Annotated in this window: 11 protein-coding genes; 8 read left to right on the top strand and 3 right to left on the bottom strand. The window is 52.2% G+C overall.

The window, feature by feature from the left end:
* The first annotated feature begins 80 nt into the window (after window positions 1-80).
* Together P1X16_RS06540 and P1X16_RS06535 are read left to right on the top strand one after the other, a co-directional pair.
* Entirely contained in the window at window positions 81-1,142 is a 1,062-nt protein-coding gene (locus tag P1X16_RS06540; protein ID WP_277227107.1) for a SusE domain-containing protein, read from the top strand.
* 381 nt (window positions 1,143-1,523) lie between these two features.
* Window positions 1,524-2,375 carry an N-acetylglucosamine kinase gene (locus P1X16_RS06535; protein ID WP_277227105.1) on the top strand — a complete coding sequence of 284 codons (852 nt, stop codon included), beginning with the start codon at window positions 1,524-1,526 and terminating at the stop codon, window positions 2,373-2,375.
* Between the two features lie 129 nt (window positions 2,376-2,504).
* Here the strand turns inward: P1X16_RS06535 and P1X16_RS06530 are convergent, their stop codons facing one another.
* Window positions 2,505-5,363, bottom strand: a complete 2,859-nt coding sequence (locus tag P1X16_RS06530) for an alpha-amylase family glycosyl hydrolase (protein WP_277227103.1) — start codon at window positions 5,361-5,363, stop codon at window positions 2,505-2,507.
* A gap of 118 nt (window positions 5,364-5,481) precedes the next feature.
* Between P1X16_RS06530 and P1X16_RS06525 the strand changes: the two genes are divergently transcribed.
* Window positions 5,482-6,486, top strand: coding sequence for a DUF2279 domain-containing protein (locus P1X16_RS06525; protein WP_277227102.1), 1,005 nt, complete (start codon window positions 5,482-5,484; stop codon window positions 6,484-6,486).
* A gap of 127 nt (window positions 6,487-6,613) precedes the next feature.
* Here P1X16_RS06525 and P1X16_RS06520 read toward each other — a convergent pair whose 3' ends face one another.
* Entirely contained in the window at window positions 6,614-8,761 is a 2,148-nt protein-coding gene (locus tag P1X16_RS06520; RefSeq protein WP_277227100.1) for a PA14 domain-containing protein, read from the bottom strand.
* 461 nt (window positions 8,762-9,222) lie between these two features.
* Window positions 9,223-10,959, bottom strand: coding sequence for a hypothetical protein (locus tag P1X16_RS06515; RefSeq protein WP_277227098.1), 1,737 nt, complete (start codon window positions 10,957-10,959; stop codon window positions 9,223-9,225).
* A gap of 2,769 nt (window positions 10,960-13,728) precedes the next feature.
* Between P1X16_RS06515 and P1X16_RS06510 the strand changes: the two genes are divergently transcribed.
* The 5 genes from P1X16_RS06510 (at window position 13,729) to P1X16_RS06490 (ending at window position 21,718) form a co-directional block, all read left to right on the top strand.
* A complete protein-coding gene (locus P1X16_RS06510) occupies window positions 13,729-14,841 on the top strand; it encodes a Smr/MutS family protein (protein WP_277227097.1) in 1,113 nt (370 codons plus the stop codon).
* Window positions 14,842-15,204: 363 nt separating this feature from the next.
* The gene (locus P1X16_RS06505) at window positions 15,205-16,119 is read left to right on the top strand and encodes a metallophosphoesterase (RefSeq protein ID WP_277227095.1); all 915 of its coding nucleotides are present in this window, start codon (window positions 15,205-15,207) and stop codon (window positions 16,117-16,119) included.
* 93 nt (window positions 16,120-16,212) lie between these two features.
* Entirely contained in the window at window positions 16,213-18,078 is a 1,866-nt protein-coding gene (locus P1X16_RS06500) for a M1 family metallopeptidase (protein ID WP_277227094.1), read from the top strand.
* A gap of 396 nt (window positions 18,079-18,474) precedes the next feature.
* A complete protein-coding gene (locus P1X16_RS06495; protein ID WP_277227092.1) occupies window positions 18,475-18,954 on the top strand; it encodes a MarR family transcriptional regulator in 480 nt (159 codons plus the stop codon).
* A 280-nt stretch (window positions 18,955-19,234) separates the two neighbouring features.
* Window positions 19,235-21,718, top strand: a complete 2,484-nt coding sequence (locus tag P1X16_RS06490; RefSeq protein ID WP_277227090.1) for a TonB-dependent receptor — start codon at window positions 19,235-19,237, stop codon at window positions 21,716-21,718.
* Window positions 21,719-21,789 lie beyond the last annotated feature (71 nt).

Genomic DNA, 21,789 nt, shown 5'->3' with positions numbered 1-21,789 from the left:
TAGTCAGCCGACCGGTTCCCTCGAAAGTAGCGGAACCGGTCTACGCTGGCTTATATCCCACTCATTACCTCCCTTAGTATATGAAAAACTGGATTACTCAGGCGGCAACTGGCCTCTTTGCGCTAGCGGCTGTTGTGTTGACTTCCTGCGAAAAGGACGAAACGCGCGTGGTGCTAACGCCCACCACTACGCCGACCCTTACTGCTAGCACTACCAATGCTGGCGTTTTGGTTGCGGGCAATGCCGCCAACAACGCAGCTACCTACTCTTGGACCCCACTGGCCTTCGATGTTTCAGAATCACAGAAAGTTGGGGTTACGGTAGCCTACAACGTTGAGTTTGCGCAGGCCGGCTCCAACTTCGCTAACGCCGCCAGCCTCGACGCGGGCAATGGTACTACCAAAACGTTTACAGTAGGCGAAATCAACAACGCACTGATTCGTGCTGGCTTAACACCCGGCAAATCAGGCCAAGTTGATGTGCGTCTCCGGGCTAACTATTCAGCCAACCAAGAGCCCCTGTATAGCAATGCTACCACCCTTACGGGTACCTCCTACTCGCGGGAGCTGTACGCCTTCGGCAATTTCCAGGGTACCGCTGACGTAACAAAGGCACCGTTCATTCAGATTACCAGCAACGCGCAAGTTTTCGAAGGGTATCTGTACATGCCTAACGCGACCAATGCCTTTAAACTGTCGAATACTAACACGACTTCTGGCACTGTATACGGCAAAGGCTCCGGAGCTGCAGGTGCCGCTAATAGCTTTGCGGAGGGCGGCGGAGACATTACGCTGTCAGGCCCTGGGCAATACCGGTTGCAAGTGAATCTAGTAAACAGCTCTTACACCGCTGACCGCGTAGCATGGGGTGTAGTTGGCTCGGCTACTCCTGGCGGCTGGGATAAGTCTACTCCGCTTACTTTCGATCCAGCCGATAAGAAATGGAAAGGTCGGGTTGCCATGGTAGCTGGAGAAGCCAAGTTCCGCGCTAATGATGCGTGGGACATTAATCTTGGAGTTGATAAGACTGGTAAGATGGACTATGGCGCTGACAACATTCCGAGCCCAGGTGCTGGCGAGTATGATGTCGTACTGGACCTCAACACGCCCAACGCATATACCTATAGCTTCACTAAAAAATAAGCTTACTTAAAACGCAAAAAAGCCCGCCAGATTGGTGGGCTTTTTTTATGTATCCCATGAAGCTATTATTCACTGATGTTCTCATGCAGAGACATGAGCAATTAGCCATAAGCTAGATGCCTAGCCCGAGGATTCGTTGTGCAGCTGCTAGCAAACAAAGACACACAAAAGCTATATAGCTAAGTGGGCTTTCATCGGGCTTGTAGGTACCTACCCGATAGAAATATGCACTTTGCAATTAATAGAAAACTACGATTTTTGCTGGCAGCCTATCCAGTCAAAGTTGCGTAAGAGCCTGATTGCTGTACTTTCGTGTGTCCCCATGCTTACATGCGAAGTCCTGTGTGACAGCGTACCTCCTTTTTCAATTCTTTTCCTCCTATGATTCTTATTGCCGACGGCGGCTCGACCAAGAGCAACTGGTGCCAGCTTGATGGTGCCGGAAACCGCGTGTTTTTCAACACCGAAGGATATAATCCTGACTTCATGAGCACCGAGGCTATTGCGGCCTCCCTCAACAAAAACTTGCCTGACTCGCTGCCGCGCCAGGAAATAACTGAAGTTTACTATTACGGAGCGGGTGTATCGAACGCGCAGAAGGCCGAGCGGGTAGCCGCGGCTATGCGCCAAATTTTCCCCAATGCCAAAGCAAAAGTTGCCGAGGACTTGCTAGCGGCGGCGCACGCCCTGCTCGGCGACAAGCCCGGCTTCGCAGCCATTCTTGGTACCGGCACCAACTCCTGCCTCTACGATGGCGAGAAAATCATTTACAACGTCGATTCGCTCGGCTATTTCTTAGGCGACGAAGGCAGCGGCTCATTTATTGGCAAGCGCCTGTTGCGCGACTACCTGCGCGGGTTGCTGCCGGATGGTCTGCAGGAAATCTTCGAGCAAGAATTCAAGCTCACCCGCGAGGAAGTATTGGACCGTCTCTACAACAAGCCGCTTCCCAACCGCTTTCTGGCTAGCTTCGGCAAGTTCACCTACGACCACAACAACATCAGCTACTGCCGCGAAATAGTGCTGCAAGGCTTCGAAACGTTCTTCGATAACATTGTGGTTCACTACCCCAACTACCAGCAGTACACCTTCAACTGCATAGGCTCGGTAGCTTACAACTTCCGCGACGCGCTGGCGCAGGCAGCCCGCAAAAATGGCATGGAAGTCGGCAAGATCATCCGCTCCCCTATTGATGACCTGGTATCCTACCACGAGAGCAAACTTGCCAAGTAAGCTCGTGTAGTATAGCTTCAATAGATACTAAAAAAGGCCGTTCCCTAACAGGAACGGCCTTTTTCGTAGCCTTTGATGTACCAGAAGAATCTAGCTGTGCCCTAGTAAGGCACGCCAGTGAACAAGAGCTTAGTGCTGTACTACCAAGCGAGTGGTTTGTGTGAGTTGGCCGGCGCTCAACCGAACGAGGTATAAGCCATTGGCGAGGTCCTGAACCGGCAAGCTCAGCTCATGCAGTCCGGTTGCTTGCCGAGTATCGGTTTTCATGGTCCGCACGGTACCGCCAAGTAGGTTTTGCACCGTGATGGTAACGGCGGCAGGCGCTGTTAGCTCATAGCGCAGCAGAGCACTGCTATTGCTTGGGTTAGGGGCAGCCGTCAGGCGCAAAGCGTCGGCAGCGCGGGCTTTGGTAGCCAGCACGGTGCTTTTCTTGATAAGCCGCGAGGTGTACACAGCGTACTGACCGGGCTGGAGCGTGATGTTGGCCGTAGCATTGGTTACCATAATACTGTCGCCGGTGAGGTAGTTGTACCATTTGCCGGTGCGCTGAAACGCTGGGTTAATGGGCTGGGGCACCACGTCGAAATTGCCTACTACCGTCAAACTCAAGCTCGGGTCAGTGAGGTGCAGCGACTTGGTACTACCGCTTACTTGCTGCGTGAAAGTGCCCGTTTCAAAGGCAGGCTCCACTTTGTGCAAGGCAATCAGCTCGCGGAACACGTTGTAGAGCTTACGCCGGTTAGCATCCTGATAGTAGTTCCAGCGGATGGGCTTGGCACCGGTGCGGCCATTGGAGTCGATGCTTACGTCGTAACCCACTTCTCCAAACTGCCATACCATTTTCGGGCCCGGCACCGTGAAAAAGAAAGCTGCCGCGGCTTCCTGACGGGCCAGCGCCGTAGCCAGCGTGCGCACATCGTAAGCTGGGGCACTGGCTTGGTTGCCAAACGCCGTGTTCTTAAACATCATCCGCTCTTCGTCGTGGCTTTCCATGTAGGAAACCAGGTGTGGGTAAAGCCAGTTGCGGTTGCCGAAGTAGCCGCCGCTGAAATCCGACTTCTCCCGTGGGTCTGTGTTGCTGATAGGTCCGAAATACCCCATAGTGGCTTCGTTGTAGGCCTCATTCAGGTTGCCCCACAGCATCAAGCCGGCATCGGCTAGCACCTTCTCTTCCCGGTTGTCGGCGAAATGCTCTAAAATCGGGTACACAGTTGGGTCGATAGAGGTCAGGAAGCTGTGGTAGTCCAGCCAGATGTTAATGCGCGACTGGTCGTAGTTGCTCCACTGGCCCACGTCGGAACCGGAGTTGGTTTGCGTAAAGCCTTTGCTTAGGTCGAAGCGGTACCCGTCGATGTGGTATTCTTGGAGCCAAAATTCCATCACCCGCTTGCTGAAGTACTTGGTGAAGGCACTTTCGTGATTGAAATCGTAGCACACATTGAAGGGGTGCGTGGCCGTGCTGTTGAACCACGGAGAGTTGGTAGCCGGGTTGCCGCCATCGAAGTACAGCTGCACCATGGGGCTTTGGCCGCAGCTGTGGTTGAGCACCATGTCGAGCACCACGGCTATGCCGCGGCGGTGGGCTTCGTCGATGAAATTCTTGAGGGCGTTTTTGGTACCGTAGTATTTGTCGGGAGCAAAATAAAACGACGGATTGTAACCCCAGGAGTCGTTGCCTTCAAACTCATTCACGGGCATCAGTTCGATGCAGTTAATGCCTAGGCGCTGAAGATACCCGAGCGTATCCCGCAGAGTTTGGTAGTCGTGGCGTTCTACGAAGTCGCGCAGGTGCAGCTCGTACACCACCAAATCCGTGCGCTTCGGCTTCTGAAAGTTGTTTACCTGCCACTGATACGGGGTTTGGTTGGTTTGCAGCACCGATACAATACCGGTGGTTTGGCCGGTCGGGTAAGGCTTCAGGTTCGGGTACGTGACGGCCGGAATGAATTGGTCGTTGCTGGGGTCCAGCACTTTCTCGCAGTACGGGTCGGCCACGCGCAGTACACCATCTACATCATATTGATACGCGTATTCCTGACCGGGCGTGAGGCCATTAATTTGCACCCACCACCGGGCATTGGCCGCGTCGGTGTCGGGAGTGCGGTTCATAAAGTTGGTGTTGGCGTACTGCCAGTTGTTGAACTCGCCAAGCGCATACACAAACTGCTTGCCGGGGGCCGTTAAACTCAAAATCACCGATGTACCACCGTTCAGGTAGGTGATACCATTCTTTTTGGCTCCTGCCGGCAGAGCCGCCACCGTCACGGTTGGCCGCACCACCACAATCAGCGAGTCGGAAACGGTGGTCGTACCACTGGTGGCGGTGAAGCGCACCACATTGCGGCCCATCTGCGTAATCGTGACGCCCGTGGTAAACGTGGTGGCCGAAGCCTGCTGCGCCACCTGCGCGCCATTCAGCCTGAAAGCAAGCTGCGCAGCCGAAGAAGCCTCCCCCGTTACGCTAATGGTAGTGCCAGCCGTTACGAATTGCGCGTTGCCCCCGGTATAGGGCGCCGTGATGCGCGCTGCCAAACCGCCCTGAAATACATCCACGAAAATGTCGCTACCGTTGTTTCCGCGCCCGACAACGCTGCCGTCGGCGTTCTTGAAAACCATGGCTAGCTTCAGCATCTGCTCGGTGGCAGGTACGCCATAGAATGTGCGCGGCGTGAACGTGATGCGGTACAAGTTGGGGTTGGAAGCGTCGCGCGTCATCTGCGCGGCAGGGTCGGCGGTGTTGAAGGACGGACTTTTCACATACTTCCAATCCGAAGCCGACGTGCTACGATTGGTGATTACGCCGGTATAGACGTAGACCGGCCCCGTGAAGCCAGCCAGTCCGCCATTGCCTTGGCTGGCATCGAAGGTGAGCGTAACGGGAGTGTTATCCTGGAAAAAGGTTGGCTGAGACGTGACGACCTGTGCCTGGACTAGCAAGGAGCTCAAGAGTAGCAGCCATAAGGTGCCGAGTAGTCGAAGTGTTTTCATGAAAAAAGAAGTGGGAATTGTGCTAGAATCAAAGCCAAAGGTAGCTAGTCTGTACACTGAGCTCGCAGTTCCGCAGTGGCTTTTGTTTGTAGCTTTGTCAAACTGCTACGGTTGACCTGTGCCTCCTCACTTCACGCTTTTCACTCGTCCTTTTTTCGGTCGGTTGCTTACGCATCGCGGCCTAAGCACGACTCTAACCTGCGTGCTGCTGACTACTCCGGCCCTAGCACAGCAACTCTCCGCTCCACCCCCTTCGGCGGGAACCACAACGGCTCCCCTCACCTCGCCGGCTCCTCGCCCCGACACCGTTGCCTCGCGCTTGAATCGGCGCCTGCCCTTGCTCGCGGCGGGCCTGGCCGTTTCGTACACGGGCCTCACCTATGCCTTAAGTGAAGGGTGGTACACCGGCGAGAAAACCAAGCTTCACTGGTTTAATGACCTACCCGAGTGGAAGCAGCTCGACAAGGCCGGTCACTTCTGGGGTGCCTTCCACGAGAGCCGCGGCGCGGTCGACATGTTGCAGTGGGCCGGCGTGCCCGAGCGTCGCGCTATTTGGTACGGCGGCTTTGTGGGTTTTCTACTGCAAAGCCCCATCGAGCTGCTCGATGGGCGTGCCCCGGCCTACGGGGCCTCCGCTACCGACTTGGCCGCTAATTTTCTTGGTTCGGTGGGCCTTATTGGGCAGCAGCTCGCCTGGCGGGAAGTGCGCATCATGCCCAAGTACTCGTTTCATACCACGCCCTACGCCGCTCGCCGCCCCAACGTGCTCGGCAAAAGTTTAGCCGAGCAATACCTGAAAGACTACAACGGCCAGACCTACTGGCTCTGCGTTGATGTGGGGGCTTGGCTGCCGGCCAGTTCCCGTTGGCCGCGCTGGCTGCAACCCGCTGTGGGCTACGGAGGTCAGCAGATGGTATTCAACGACCCGGCTACCAACGCCGCGGCTGGCCTGCACGCCTATCGGCAGTATTATCTGAGCCTGGATGTAGACCTGCGCCGCATCCCGACCAAAAGCAAACTACTGCGCCGTGTATTCTATGTGGCGAGCATTTTTCATCTTCCTGCCCCCGCCTTAGAATGGAACAAGCGCCGGGGCTTCGTAGCCCGCGGCTTGTATTACTAGAACACGCAAGCACTCCTATTTATATAGTGTATCTGCTAAAAAGTATGCAGCGCCTGCACAGAGCTATTCCTAGCTTCTGTACAGGCGCTGCAGCCTGAAATCAAGACCTATTGAAAGGTGTCCTGCCTTACTCTACAACGAGCGTGAAGTTTTGTGGCTCGCCGTCGATAGTGGCTCTGAAGTAGTAGGTACCGCTAACCAAGGTGCTCGGCAACTGGAAAGACGATTCACCTGCTGGTACTGACCGGGTGAGCAAGCTTACCAGTGTACCCTGCTTGTTGAAGACGCGCAAGGTTACGTCTTGTGCTTGTTTGGCCTGCCAGGTGATAGTTGGGCGTCCATCGGTGCTCGGGTTAGGATAGACAGATAGCGGAGCCGTTGGCAAAGCTGAAACGGAGGCAGCGGAAGTTACAGCTGCTGCTTTTGCAACCGAAGCGCCAGCCGAGCGGTACAGGATCGAAGCCGGGATAACTTGCTTGTCGAAGCCAGGGCCGTCGTAGCTCACGTTGAATACTTCCTGGCCAGATCTTTCGAAGTAGCCTACCGTGATGGCATGCTTACCAGCTTTCAAGCCGATGGTGCCCGACCGCTCCTGCTCTGCATGCAGGCCGTTGTTGTCAACTACTACCGTTTCGCCAATCGAGAGCACCGAACCGTCGTCAGACGTGGTGAAGAAGGTGTAGGTACCGTCTGCTGGTACGTCGATGTAGCCTGTATAGCTGAAAGCGAAGCTTTCGTTGCGAGTACGTGGCTCCAAGGTGAAGGAAGCTATGTCACCAGTTTTCACGGGAGTCAGCGAGCTGAAGGTTGGCACAGTGCTCCAAGAACCCTGATAGTAGGCGTACGACAAGCCGCTTACGGCGTCGCTTGGGTTGTCGGGGTTACGCAAGCCAGGTGTTGGCGCAGCAGTTGAGGAAGTGCGGTACAAGGCCGAAGCAGGAACAGTTTGCTTGTTGATGCCAGGACCTTCGTAGCTAACGTTGAGAACCTCACCACCGCCTCTTTCGAAGAAGCCCACCGTGATGGCGTGCTTACCAGCCTTCAGACCGATTGCACCAGACCGCTCCTGCGTGGCGTGCAAGCCGTTGTTGTCAACTACTACATTTCCACCGATGGAGAGGATCGAACCGTCGTCGGAAGACGTGTAGAAAGTGTAGGTGCCATCGGTTGGCACATCAATGTAGCCTGTGTAGTTGAAAGCGAAGTCGTCGTTGCGAGTGCGCGGGGCAAGAGAGAAGCTTGTTACGTCACCGGTTTTCACGGGAGTCAGCGAGCTGAAAGTTGGCACGTCGCTCCAAGCACCTTGGTAGTAGGCATACGACAAGCCGCTTACGGCGTTGGCTGGGTTGTCAGCAGCCCGGAGAGCTGCGGTTGGGCTTGGGTTACCGGTGTTGCCTGTGTTAGGAGCAGAGCTACGGTAGAGGGCCGAAGCGGGAATGATTTGCTTGCTGATGCCAGGTCCGGCATAACTCACGTTCAAAATGTCGCCGCTGCCAGAGTTGTCGAAGTAATTAACGGTAATGGCGTGCTTACCGGCTTTCAGGGCGATAGTGCCTGACCTCTCTGCTTGGCCGTGCAGGCCATCGTTGTTTACTACTACGGCGCCACCAATGTTGAGGATCGAACCGTCGTCGGAAGACGTGTAGAAAGTGTAGGTACCATCGGCTGGCACATCCACGTAGCCCATGAAGCGGAAGCCGAACTCATCGGCACGAGTGCGGGGTGCTAAAGAGAAGCCCGTTTGCTCGCCGGTTTTAACTGCCGTCAAGGCGCTAAAGTTAGGCACATTGCTCCATGCGCCATGGTAGTATGAGTAGTCGATGCCATTCACTGCGTTAGCTGGATTGTCAGCATTACGCATGGTGAGTTGTGACGAGTTGGTATAGCGGAAATCGAGCGGTACATAGCTCGTGTTTGGGGTGCTCGACTCGACGGTAAACGTGTTGCCAGTACCTGAAACCGGGCCGTTGCATGCTGCTATGGCATCCGTGGTAACGGACGTGTTGGAATCGTGCCAGTAGTCGCCGCCGGTCGTTTCCTCGCTTACCAAGTAGTAGGCCGTGTTTGCAGCCAGCGTCACTGGGTTAGAGAGGGCTACGTAGTTGAACTGCCCTTCGGTGCCACCTGCCATGTTGATGCTTACAGAACCCGTAGCCACGTCGGCACCATTGCTGGCTTGTACGAGCTTCACGGTATGCGCTTGGCTGTTGCCAACCACGCGGACCCGGCCCAAGTCGGTTACACGTATTGGGTTGTTGCCAACTGTAAATTTCATTCCCAACCAAACGTTTTGGCTGTAACCTGGAAGTGCGAAAGAGAGTACTGCTAACAGAGTCGGCAGTGTAAACTTAGGTGTCTTGGCGAAGATGAAAGTCCAAATCCAGTGGAGCATGCTTTGCGCAGTATGGTTTTGTTTCATGAAAAATCCCGTTTAGTGCGTAGCATTTCGCTACTACTTGCTCTTAAATCATTTAGAAGATGTTGGTCCTTGCTTTGAAACCAGGGGCTATCTATCCGGCCAATCAAGGCTTCTGAGTAGCTACCGAAAGTGCCACCTGGATTCAAAGCGCAGCCTAGCAGCCCCGAAAGGACGCTTGCTTGAGATCTCTTATTTCTGGGGCCGGCTTACAATACCTGGCCAATGTTATTCAGGCTACCCGCAGGTGAAATGCTTGGCATTTCGCTGAAGACGGGCAAAAGGAAATACCGATTAAACTGATTGTGTGGAAGGTTCCCTTATGGAACGTTGCTACCAGATACCTGGAACGGCCGACCTTGTAGCTGATAAGCACCGCCACATTCGAATTGGCCGTTTCCTCCTATACCGTAGGTGTTGCCGCCGTTGGTGTGGAAAATAATGTTGCCGTAGCGGTAGTTCAGCAGTTGCTTACCGCTATAGTCGGTAACACTTATCACTGGCACCTCGCTACCGTGGTTGTCGTTGTCTTCTACCCATACTGGGTCTTTCAGGCGGGTGTCGCGCAAGGTTTTCGTAACAGTAGCAGAGTTTCCGCTAATCTGTACCCACTTGATAGCCCGCTCACCGCGCGAACACACGATAAGTTCTTTGCCAATGTTGCAAGTGTTGGCATCATTATTGTACCCCTTATTCTTCGAGTATGCAATGCTCGTTGGGTTGCTACCTACTGCTACACTTCCTACTTCTCTGATATCAGCTGGCGTTCCGCCGTTGGTGGTGCTATATCCTCCTACACTAAACAAATGCAACGTTCCATCCTGAGTAGCGACGTAAGCTTGGTTGTAGCCAGGAACGATGTTGGTACGCACAGCCGTAGGAGCTTGCGCCATGTCAACTACTTTGGCCACAGTCGGAGCCGAACCCGGTGCGTTGTCGAAGGTGTAAGGCCACTGACTCGGCAGCATGCCCGTGTTTTGCGTGAGCAGGAAGTTGCTGCGCGATGTGAGATACATGTTAAACATCTGCGAGAACAAAGGCTTCAGATCCAAGAAAATCACTTTCTTCTCTGCCTTGCTGATGATTGTGGCGTAGCCACTCCGCGAGTAGCGGCCACGGTTCCCGCCCGAAATAAAGCTTACGCGGTTGGTCTCGTTGCTGAATGGCAACTCTCTCGCTTCGTAGCGACGGTCACGACCGTCGGCCGATACCAGCCAAGAATCGTTGTCGTCACTGCTAGCGGTGTAGTCGGTCGCGGCGCATATTTCAGTAGGCTGGGTCATTCCGGGCAGGTCAACGTAGCCCAGAATTTTCATGAAGGTGAAGAGACCTTTGTTGCGGAAACCCGGATAGTTTTCCGACCAGTCGCCCCAGAAGCTATTGCCAGTACCCAATGCCAGCACGGCCACTTGGCCTTTGCGCTGATTGGTATCCCATACTGTTACAAGAGCAAACTCGTTGTTGGAAGTGATAGCAATAGCAGTGGGAACTTTGCCCGGCGCTAGCTTCACAGCCACGTTACCCGGTCCTGTGTTGCTACCAAATGCGGCAACCAAGCCCGACTGGAATGTTACGAGGCTATTTGTAGACCAAGTATCCTGGCCATAAGAGTGAGCTACAGCGGTCGGTTGGCGGAGAGGTCCACCATTCGTAAGCACGTAGTTCAACCGGGTTGTGAGGTCGATGATTGGGTTACCTCCACCGTAGTATACCCAAGGCAATTCGGGTTTTTCGCTTACAGTACCCTCTGCCATTACCATCGTCTGTACTACTGCCAAGCCGGGATGCGTCATTGCATCGGGCACGAAAAGTAGCTGAGCGTGGTTAGACATGTAATCGTTTTTCGAAATGTCTTGAGAACCAATCTGATAGTCCCAGCCGCTACCATTCCCGTGGTTGTCGAAACGACGGCTACTTGGCTGATACAAGGTGGGGAAACCACTATCAGATACAGTACTAGGGGTGCCGTAGCGGTACTCCATACCCGCTGCAAGCGAATAGTTTTGGGCTAACTGCAAGTAGTCAGACGCATCTCCCCCACCCGAAGCCACTACCATAGTGTTGCGTGGAGTTCCTAAAGTCTTGCTGGTTAAGAAAGGAGTTGGAGTTTGGCCAAATGCAGTACTATTAGTTAAGAAAGGGAGTGCTACGCCACAGATAAGTTGAAATTTTCTGAAGGCTGAACTCTGAAACCACTGCTTCTTGGATTTTGCTTCACTACTAGTAGTAGCTTCACAAGACAATTTTTCTAGTGAAGGGCGTTCAGTCTGGGCAGCTTCTACTAGTCCATTCTGGTAGTTGGGCTGTTGAGCAGCTTTTCCAAAAATGGGTGAGTAGTGCTTTAACGTACGGGCTGTGGATTTGACCATTACAGAAGAAAAGGTTGAAATGAACACGCTAACGGATTAGCACTTTTTTGCGGCTTTGCCTTTTTGTTTTATTGTACTTTTCAAATCTTTTTAAGAACAGGTCTTTAAGATTTGTATTTGGTAGTGCGGACACGTATGCAACCCATGCATGAGCGTCGTTGAAGTACTACCTAGCTGAAGCGAACAAGACAGAAGCAGCTAACTAGATTTTTACCGTAATACCCTTAAAAACAAGGCTATACAGCTTTTACTAAGGAGGCTTTACTTCTTTTGCTTAGCTAGTCGACTACTATTTCAGCTCTTTGAGAAGGTAACAACTTCCTACTACTGAACTCTACTTTGACCCAATAATCACCTCAGGAAAGTGCTACTGGCTTTCTCTATTTGCACCGCAAGTTATGAATAACCCGTGAAATCCAAACCGACCACACTACCAGTTACGTAGTGCACCACCCGTTCAAGTGTTCTAATTATGAGACAAATTGGAGGTACACAGGCTGACAAAGCCGGTTATTTAGTATAGCTAGCTATAGCTGAAAATTTGCGCTCACAGTGCAAAAGAGCAACTTCAACAGATGATGAGCTATAGAACGACTACCTGTTTAGACTACCCTTAAATAAGCCTAAAAAGGCACTTTAAAAAAGTTGTATACGAGCGTAATTTTCTTTAAAAATTTATAAATGTTACTTAAAATACAAAATTAAATTATCACAATAAATGAAATACGGTATCCTTTATAGTAAACAATCACTCATAAAACTCTCATTATCAATGAAAAAGCCTCCCTTACTTTTACGAACAGTAGCTATATCTTGTGCGAGAGGCGATTTTAATCTGGAAAGCAGAATTCGGGTTAGCAAGCATAGTGCCGTTTCCTGCTGTAAATCTTGAAGAGTGCAAAATTTTGTTTTTACGCAAGAAGTGTAGGGCAAGTTTCAGCATAGCTAGCGAATGCTAAAGCGTTAGAGGGATGGTTAAGACTATAAGCCTGTCTGTATAACGAAAATCGCCAGAACAAAAAGCTGCCTGTGTTATATTAACTAAACCGTATATTATACTTTATACTGCTAAATCAGAGCTACATACTCTTGCCTGCATCCGGTAATTGCATTTATTCTCATGCTATGTGATTATTCTTTTGCTACATCCATTAAATTGCAGTGAAAGGCAATTGCCAAGCCACTTACAAAGAAGATTCATATCAAGCCTTTGATTAAATACTGCAAAGGCAGTATCATATCAGATTAAAGCAAATTTAATCTCGATACACCACTTCTACAGTCACAAAACGTTTTGTAGCCTTGATGAGCAGTCAATCTTTGAACATGACAGTACACCTTTGAAGAGTTACAAAATTTTGGCATTTAATTGTTGTCACGTAACACCAAAGCATTAGCATGCTTTGGTGTATGTACATGGTTAATCATATTCACATAGCGAAAAATCTATTTGTTGTATATCATTGATTTACAAAACATTATATCTACACAATTAGCATAAATGCTACTTTTTAGCCTTTGCGCTCCTTTGCATTTGAGAGAAATAATACAATTATACAGTACAATTCAGACCTAACAGTATTTACCGAGTGCACTAGATTATAATTCGATTAAATATTTTAAAAAGAAGTTTTTGCTCATACATTACCGCCACAAACCACATAGAAAATTACCTTAAACTGCTGAAGACCAACATTTGACGTACCAGTACTTCTCATTTAAACCTAACTAATGCTGTCTGTTATGAACAACTGCAACAGGAAGAGAAATGGTAGTAAGAGGATTGCCAGCTTGGCTCTAGACAGAGTGGTGATATGCGGGAATTGTATGGCTTAGAAACGTAGTGCAAACTTGTCTGTGCGAGACAGGGCACTAACAAGTAGTCGTGTTTGCTTTATAGAGGTAGCTTGATAATTGGTTATCTCAGTTACATCTCCTTTATGAAGATGGAGCTACTTCATGTGGCTGCAGCATGAAAGCCTCTGTTTTAGCTGAAAGCGGCGACTAAGCCCCAGCGTCAATTGCCTACTTGTGATTTTCCAGTCTAGTTAAGTGTAGTTATTAGCTCAGGCAATCTGTGTGTGAATTACACCATTGCTGCAGCTTATTAGTTCACTGGACAAGAAAGCCAAGTGGTGCTAGCCAGCCTTAGCAATTGCTTTGTTGCGGAGCACGTAGCTGTTGTTAGCAATGCTAGGTGAGGTTCTCTTCCGAACTATATAAACTCGAGAACGGTTACTGCCCGAAACAACGCGCTAACTCGTTGTTTGAGGGTTTTGCTCCTATATACATGGCTGCAGCAAAAAAGATGATGCTATAAACAACGTTTTTACATTTCTGTAAGGTGAAAAGCGGTTGTCTTACGTAAGGAAGCGAAATACTTGAGCTCAAGATAAAGCATCTAACTCTGCGCTACTTTTGCTCTTTGTTTGAATTCGCACCCATTGCCTTACCGACATGAATGTAGGAGATAGAGTACGCTTATTAACTGGTCGTGAGCAGGGCATTATTACCCGCCTGCTCAGCGACGATTTGGTGGAAGTAGCCATTGATAATGATTTCACCATTCCGGTTCTGCGCCGAGAGGTGGTAGTTGTAGCAGCAGATGAACAGAAAGCGTTTGGCACTCTCTCACAGGGGCCCGTGGCTCCACGCGACGTAGCCAAGGCTGCTAAAGCTGCTAAGTCGGGGAAAGCAGCTCAACCGTCTTTGCCGCGGACACCAACCCCTACAGTTGGCAGCGGAGCTGTGCAGCCTGCTCCGCCAAAAGCAACCGTGCCACAGCCGGCACCCAAAGGGTTATATCTGGCCTTGAGTCATCAGTCGCCGGAGCTACTATCGGTACATATCATCAACAATACAGATACCGATGTACTCTTTACGTATGGTGAAGAGCGTCGCGAACAGTATCGTGGCCTGACCTCCGACAAGATCGGCTCCAAAGCGGTAAGTGTTGCCTTAGGTCACTTTCACCTCAAAGATTTCGACCAGTGGCCGGCGGTGGTAGTGCAGTTGCTTCCTCACCAGGTAAATGGCACAACCGCTTACGAACTAATTACCAAACGCACACAATTCCGTGCGGGCAGCTTCTACACCAGCCGCCGCGAAGCGCCCGTGCTCAAGCAAGAAGCTTACCTGTTCCAGCTGGATGAGAAGCCAGCCGCTCCGGTTGCTATTGCGCCTGAGAAGCTAGCCGAAACACTGAAAGCCCAGCTCAGCGGCAATGCACCCGCCAAACCCGCCGCAGTAGCTCCTGTTCCAGAACCTGCCAAGGCTATTGTTCCCCCACCCCACGAGGTAGATTTGCACCTAGAAGCCCTGCAGCCCGATGGCGCGTCAGATTTATCAAACACCGCTATTCTAAAGTTGCAAATCGAGGCTTTCGAAGATGCGCTGAGTCGTGCTTTGGCCACTAACATGCACGAAATCGTATTTATTCACGGCTCGGGTAGTGGTACCCTCCGCAAGGAGCTCCACAAGCTGCTCAGCCGCAACAAGGACATCAAGTTCTTCGAAGACTCCCGTAAAGAGAAATTCGGCTACGGTGCTACACTGGTTAGGCTGAAGTAAAGTTCTTAACCGTTCTTATTAACAGAGCAGACAAAGCTTACTAGCAGTAAAGTCGCCAAGAAGAACTTGTGTCTTCTTGGCGACTTTTTTTATGCAGTATTTATTAAAAGGTTGAGCTTCCTGCTAGCCTGACGAAAGAATTGTTCAACACCTATTATATAGGTATAGCTACCATTCATGCCAAAGCTTTGCTGCTTGCCCAAGGCCGTGTCTTTCCTACGTGAACCTAAGTAATGTTAACGTTGCGCCATCAGAAGGATACATTGCGTCTGTCCGATATGCAACTCGCATGTAAACGGACAATGCATCTACCTTCACACCAGTTTTCGAAAAGCTGATGTCTTTACTGGCTATTTCTCCTATATGTACGATATAATCGGCGACATTCATGGCCATGCAATAGAGCTACGCAATATGCTTACCAAGCTCGGCTATGTTAAAGACCAAGGCATATACCGTCACCCTACCCGGCAGGTGATTTTTCTAGGAGACTTTGTGGACCGTGGGCCACATATCCGGGAGACACTGGAGGTAGTGCGTAGTATGGTAGATGGAGGCGCGGCTCTAGCCGTGATGGGCAACCACGAATACAACGCCATTTGCTTTCACGAAAAGCACCCACAGGGCGGCCACTTGCGGCCCCATATTCCGCGCAACATCTTCCAGCATACACGCACCCTGGAGGAATTTAACAGCCGAGAGGGTTGGGAGCAATGGCAAGACTACATCCAGTGGTTTAAGACGCTGCCCTTGTTTATGGAATTGCCGGGTCTGCGCGTAGTGCATGCCTGTTGGGACCCACGCCACATCGAGTACTTACGCACGCAACTTCCCGAAGCTCGCCTCACCGATGACTTTTTGCTACGTAGCACGCAACGCGGCACCCCCGAGTACAAGGCTGTTGAAGAAACACTCAAAGGAAAAGAAGTCGACCTACCAGCAGGCAATTTCTTCTACGACAAAGACGGCAATGTCCGCACCAAAATGCGTACCCGGTGGTGGTATAATCCGCAGGGCCGCACGTACCAGGAGTATTACCTGGAGCCAATTGAAGCTCTCAATGCATTGCCCGTAGATTATGCAGCACTTACGGATGCTTGGCATTACGAGGATACTACGCCCGTCTTCTTCGGCCACTACTGGCTGCGCGGCACACCGCAGCTTCTCGGTACGCACGCCGTCTGCCTCGATTACAGTGTGGCGAAAGGCGGCGAACTGGTTGCCTACCGCTGGAACGGTGAGCAGGAGTTGACAGCAGCAGGATTGGTAAGCGTATAAAGGCAAGCTGTTATTCCTTGCTCCGGTCGGAATGATAATGCTGACTATGCAGCCCGGCGCGGAGTCTGGTTACTTTGCAAAAATTTCGCTTCTATGAACTTACGCGCTACTCTCGTGGCCTTGCTGACTTTAGCTATTACTCGCAGCTTTAGCCAGCAGCTTCCTATTCCGCTCAACCTTCAAGCCACCTATGCCAAAGGCACCCGCTCCGCTACCGGCCAGCCGGGACCTACCTACTGGCAGAACACCGCCGAGTACGACATCAAGGTAAGTTTCAACCCAACCACGCGCCAGGTAGCGGGTACCGTGGACATTGTCTACCAAAATGCCAGCCCCGATTCGCTCAGGCAGTTGCAGTTTAAGCTGTATCCTAATCTGTATCAGAAAGGCGCCCCGCGGGCTAGCCGTATCAGTCCCAAAGACGTGGGCGAAGGCGTACAGATAGAGGCACTGAGTTTGGGCGGGCAAGCGCAGGACGTCAGCAAGCTTCGAATTCAAGCCACCAATATGCCCGTGCGGCTGCCCAAAGCATTGGCGCCTGGCAGCAGCCTCAAGGTGCAGGTCACATACTCGTACATCCTCAACAAAGGCTCGCATACCCGCACTGGTGAGGTAGAACCCGGAGCAGATTTCGTAGCCTACTTTTTCCCGCGTATTGCTGTCTACGACGATGTTGACGGGTGGAATGTGATTGAGTATAATGGTTCGCAGGAGTTCTACAACGACTTCTGCACCTTCCGGGCGGCCATTACCGTGCCGCGCAACTTTGTGGTGTGGGCCACCGGCGACCTGAAAAACGCCAACCAGGTCCTCACTTCCAAATACGTACAGCGCCTTCAGACCGCCGAACAGCAAGACGGCATCACCTCCATCATCGGCCCCGACGACCTGAAACGGCAAGACATTACGGCCCCCAACCCTTTAAACACTTGGCGCTTCGAAGCCCACGACGTTACGGACTTTGTGTTTGCCACCGCCGACCATTATGTATGGGAGGCTAGCAGCCTCGTGGTGGACCCTGCTACTAAGCGCCGCACGCGCGTTGATGCCGCCTACAATCCCAAGCACAAAGACTTCGAGGAAGTGGTGCAGTTCAACCGTCAAACGGTGGAAGCCATGAGCTACACGTTTCCGAAGTGGCCCTTCCCCTACTCTCACGAAACCGTCTTTGATGGCCTCGACCAAATGGAATACCCCATGATGGTCAACGACAACCCCGTGTCCACCCGCGACGACGCCATTACGCTTACCGACCACGAGGTGTTCCATACCATGTTTCCGTTCTATATGGGCACCAACGAAACCAAGTATGGCTGGATGGATGAAGGCTGGGCCACCATCGGCGAATGGATTATCTCCGGCATCATCAAACCGGGCTTTCAAGACGAGTATGGAGTGGAGCCTTATGCCCGCGGCTCGGCTCAGGAGTTCGACGTGCCCATCACCACGCTCAGCACCCTGCAGAATGGCTCCGCTTTTTTCTTGAACTCCTATCCCAAACCTGCACTCGGCTATCTCTATGTCAAGGACTTGCTTGGCGACGAGCTGTTCACGAAAGCATTGCACACCTACATCCAGAACTGGCGTGGCAAACACCCCATGCCCTATGACTTCTTCAACTCAATGAATGCTGGCGCGGGTCAAAATCTGAACTGGTTCTGGCAGCGCTGGTTTTTCGACGACGGCTACCCCGACCTTGCCATAACCGGCGTCAACAAGACCGAAGCTGGCTACAACGTGGTAGTTACTGCCAAAGGCACCAAGCCCGTGCCCGTCGATTTAATGGTGACTTTTGCCGATGGAAAAACTGAGAAACTTCACCGCACTGTTGCCGTGTGGCAAGCCAGCAACACCATAACGGTGCCAGTTGCCACCAAACAGCTTGTTACGAAAGTGACTTTAGGCAGCACCTACGTGCCCGATAAGCATAAAACCGACAACGTGTGGGAAGGCAAGTGAAGCTTACCTATAACAACTCGTAAAGGCTAGTCACGCTGAGAGTGTAGCCTCTGGCACAGTCTCAGCACTAGCATGCTGACATTGCTATTACACCAGAGCATTTATACCCAGACCGTCATGCTGAGCTTGCCGAAGCATCTCGCTCGAATCGTTGCATAGGTAGGGTTTACTACACTAGCGAGATGCTTCGGCTCCGCTCAGCATGACTGATATAGTTTGGCAACGGCAGCACGCGAGATACTTCGGCTCCGCTCAGCATGACGGTCTGGTTAAACAAGCATGATTGTGCTACTCATCATCCAGTACATTAGTAGGCCCTTTCTCAAAAAATATTTTCGTTGCCGAGCAACTTGTATGATATATCATACATCTATCGATTAGCAATTCACTTTAGGTATGCTTTCTAACATCATCTTCTATTCGCTCGACAAAGCCATTCGCCAATATCGTAAGATGGCGCAGGCTAACATTGACCGGGCAGGTATTGCTATTACTATCGACCAATGGCTGGTTCTGCGCGTGATTCAGGAACACGACGACCTCACGCAGACCGAAATTGCCGAACGCGTTTTTAAAGACCAAGCCTCGGTTGCCCGCATGATTAGCCTGCTCCTGAAAGCCGGTTTGTTGGTAGCCGTGCCCCTCCCCCACGATGGCCGCCGCAGCCGCTTGCGGGTATCGGAAGAAGGGCTACGTACCCTGGACGCGGTGCAGCCAGTAGTGCTCAGCAACCGCGGCATTGCATTGGAGGGACTTACGGAAGAAGATTTGGCGGTAATGCGGCCAATGCTGGAAAGGATTTATAGCAACTGCGTGGCAGCAGGTCAGCCTGTTGTTGGCTCACACCAGGTACCTACAACCGAATCGGCAGAGTAACCTGCGCTACCGATCAACCTTTTTTCAACAAAAAAACATAGTACATCTTGCATATACGAATTATTTCGTATTCATTTGTACGAACAGTTTCGTAGAACAGCTTTAGCACTCGCTTTGCCTCTCTGCCGATGCCCTGAGCGGTAACTCCCGGCCTCGCTACCTCTGCCTTAGGATTTTAGCCCACTGCCACGAATGTGCTCAGCAGGGACTCTGCATGCCTTGCTTTAGGCTACGGCACACGCATATCTAACTGCATTTCAAACCTTTACACTCTTTATCCATGGAAGCACCTGCGTTTCTGCGGCTATGGCTGCACTTGCCTTTCAGTATTCTCTTCTCGGTTGGATTACTTACTGCTTCTGCTGCTAGTGCACAGAACACCGGTGCAGTAAGTGGTACAGTGCAGGAGGCGTCGGGCCAAGCGGTAACTTTTGCCACGCTTACCTTGCACCGCGCCGCTGATTCAGTGGTTGTAAAATCTGAATTCAGCGACGACAAAGGCGGATTCCGGCTGGTAGCTGTAGCGCCAGGGCGCTATCTGGTGCTGGCTTCACAGGTGGGATTTGTGCGCCGCTGGAGCGCGCCGTTTGAAGTGGCCGGGGCGGAAGTGAAGCTACCTACCATAACGCTGCAAGCCAGCGGCGCTACCAACCTGAAAGAAGTGACGGTAGTGGGGCAAAAACCTCTGTTTGAACGCCTTGCCGACAGGACTATTGTCAACGTAGAGGGCAGTACACTGGCCGCGGGAGCTAGTTCACTGGAAGTACTTGGCCGCTCGCCGGGCGTTACGGTGGATGGCAACGATAATTTGGCTTTGAAAGGCCGCCAGGGCGTCATGGTGCTCATTGATGGCAAGCGCCAGCCCATGACGGGCTCGGAATTGGCGGACTATCTGCGCGCCTTACCCGCCGACCAGGTGAAAAGTATCGAACTAATTACCAATCCGCCGGCTAAGTATGAGGCTCAAGGCAGTGCCGGCATCATTGCCATCAACCTCAAGAAAGACCAGCGCCAGGGCAGCAATGGTACCGTCAATGCCAGCTACGGCCTCGGCCGCTATGGCAATGGCAAGTACATTGCGGGTATATCGGCAAATCACCGGCAGAAGAAGCTGAACCTGTTTGGCAGCTACTCCTACGCCGACCGCGAAAACTTTGGGGCGTTAACCATCAACCGCGACTTTTTCAGCTACCCCAACCAGCAGAAGCAGTTTGAAGGCAGCACCTTACAGGAGAACTTCAGCCACAGCCTCGGTCGCTCGCACACCTGGAAAGCCGGCCTCGACTACAACTTCGGCGAGAATACAGTAATAGGCGGCACCGTCAACGGCCAACAGTACAACACCGTACAGGATGGCACCAACAACTCCGAGCAACTAAATGCCTTTGGCGGGCCGCAGAGCCTCTACCGCTCTACTAACGACCGGAGTTACGTCACATCCAACGTAGCGGCCAACCTGAATTTCCGCCACACTTTCTCTACCGACTCGGCAGGCGCCCGTGAGTTGACCGCCGACGCCGATTATGCCTACTACGACAGCCGCCGCCTGCAACAGCTCAATACGCTGTTCACCCTTCCCAAAGACTCAACCGATTTATTAGATGGCAACCAAAAAGGCGAGCTGACTATCAAGTCGGTGAAGGCTGACTACACGCACCCCATCAGCAAGCAACTACGTCTGGAGGCGGGTGGCAAGGTAAGTTGGGTACACGCCGATAATGACGTACTGTTTCGGGTTCCGGGGCCTGATGGTATTGGGCTGGTGCGCGACCCATTTCGCTCCAACCACTTCATCTATGATGAGAATATCAACGCAGGCTACGTAAACGTGAACTATACCCTCACCGGCTGGACGCTGCAAGGTGGTTTGCGCGGCGAACATACCGACGTAACCGGTCGGCCAGAAGACCCCAAAGACAATTTCGACCGCAACTACTTTCAGCTGTTTCCAAGCGCCGCCGTTAAGCGCACGTTCTCCGACAAACACGAAACGTCCTTGTCGCTGAGCCGCCGCATCGACCGGCCTTCATATGGGCAGTTGAATCCATTCAGGACGTACATCGACGCTACCACCTTCGGAGCCGGCAATCCGAATCTACGCCCACAAACCAGCTACAACTTCGAGCTGACGCACACGTTCCGCCAGAAATATAGTATTGGCCTAAGCTACAGCGTCACCTCCGACCCCATTATCGGCACAGTGCAGCCCGCCGACGACAGCACCCGCGCCGTGGTATCCACCAGCCAGAACCTAGGTCAGCAGCAATACGTGGCCCTTACGCTGAACGCGCCGCTGGAAATAGCTAAGTGGTGGACCATGAACAACAACGTGGTAGTTTACTACAACCACTTCACTGGCTCCTTGGCAGGTACCAACCTAAACGCGGGCAAGGCGGCCTACAACGTCAACTCGACCAGCACGTTTCCGCTAGGCAAAGGCTGGACGATAGACCTAACCGGTAGCTACCAGTCGCCGGAGGTGTATGGGTTCTTCCGGCTGCGGCCGCAAGGACAAGTAACCGCAGGCGTTCAGAAGTCGGTTTGGGAGCGGAAAGGCACCCTCAAGCTCAACGTCACCGACATCTTCTACACTGGTGTCACACGGGCCACTTCTACCTATAACAACTACGTCGAGCGATTCTACCAGCGCGGCGACTCCCGCGTGGCCACTTTTTCTTTCTCTTACCGCTTCGGCAACGAGAAAGTAGCCCCCACCCGTCGCCGCCAAGGTGGTGCCGAAGACGAGAAACGTCGGGCCGGCTAGTATTCATGATCTTTCCGGCATTCCAGGCATCAAGCGGCGAGAGGAATCCGAGTTGGATCATGCAACAATTT

Origin of the sequence: Hymenobacter sp. YC55, assembly GCF_029433095.1 — a bacterium.
Taxonomy (GTDB): Bacteria; Bacteroidota; Bacteroidia; order Cytophagales; family Hymenobacteraceae; genus Hymenobacter.
Note: the sequence above shows the minus strand (reverse complement) of the source record. Positions and strands in the feature narration are given on the sequence as shown.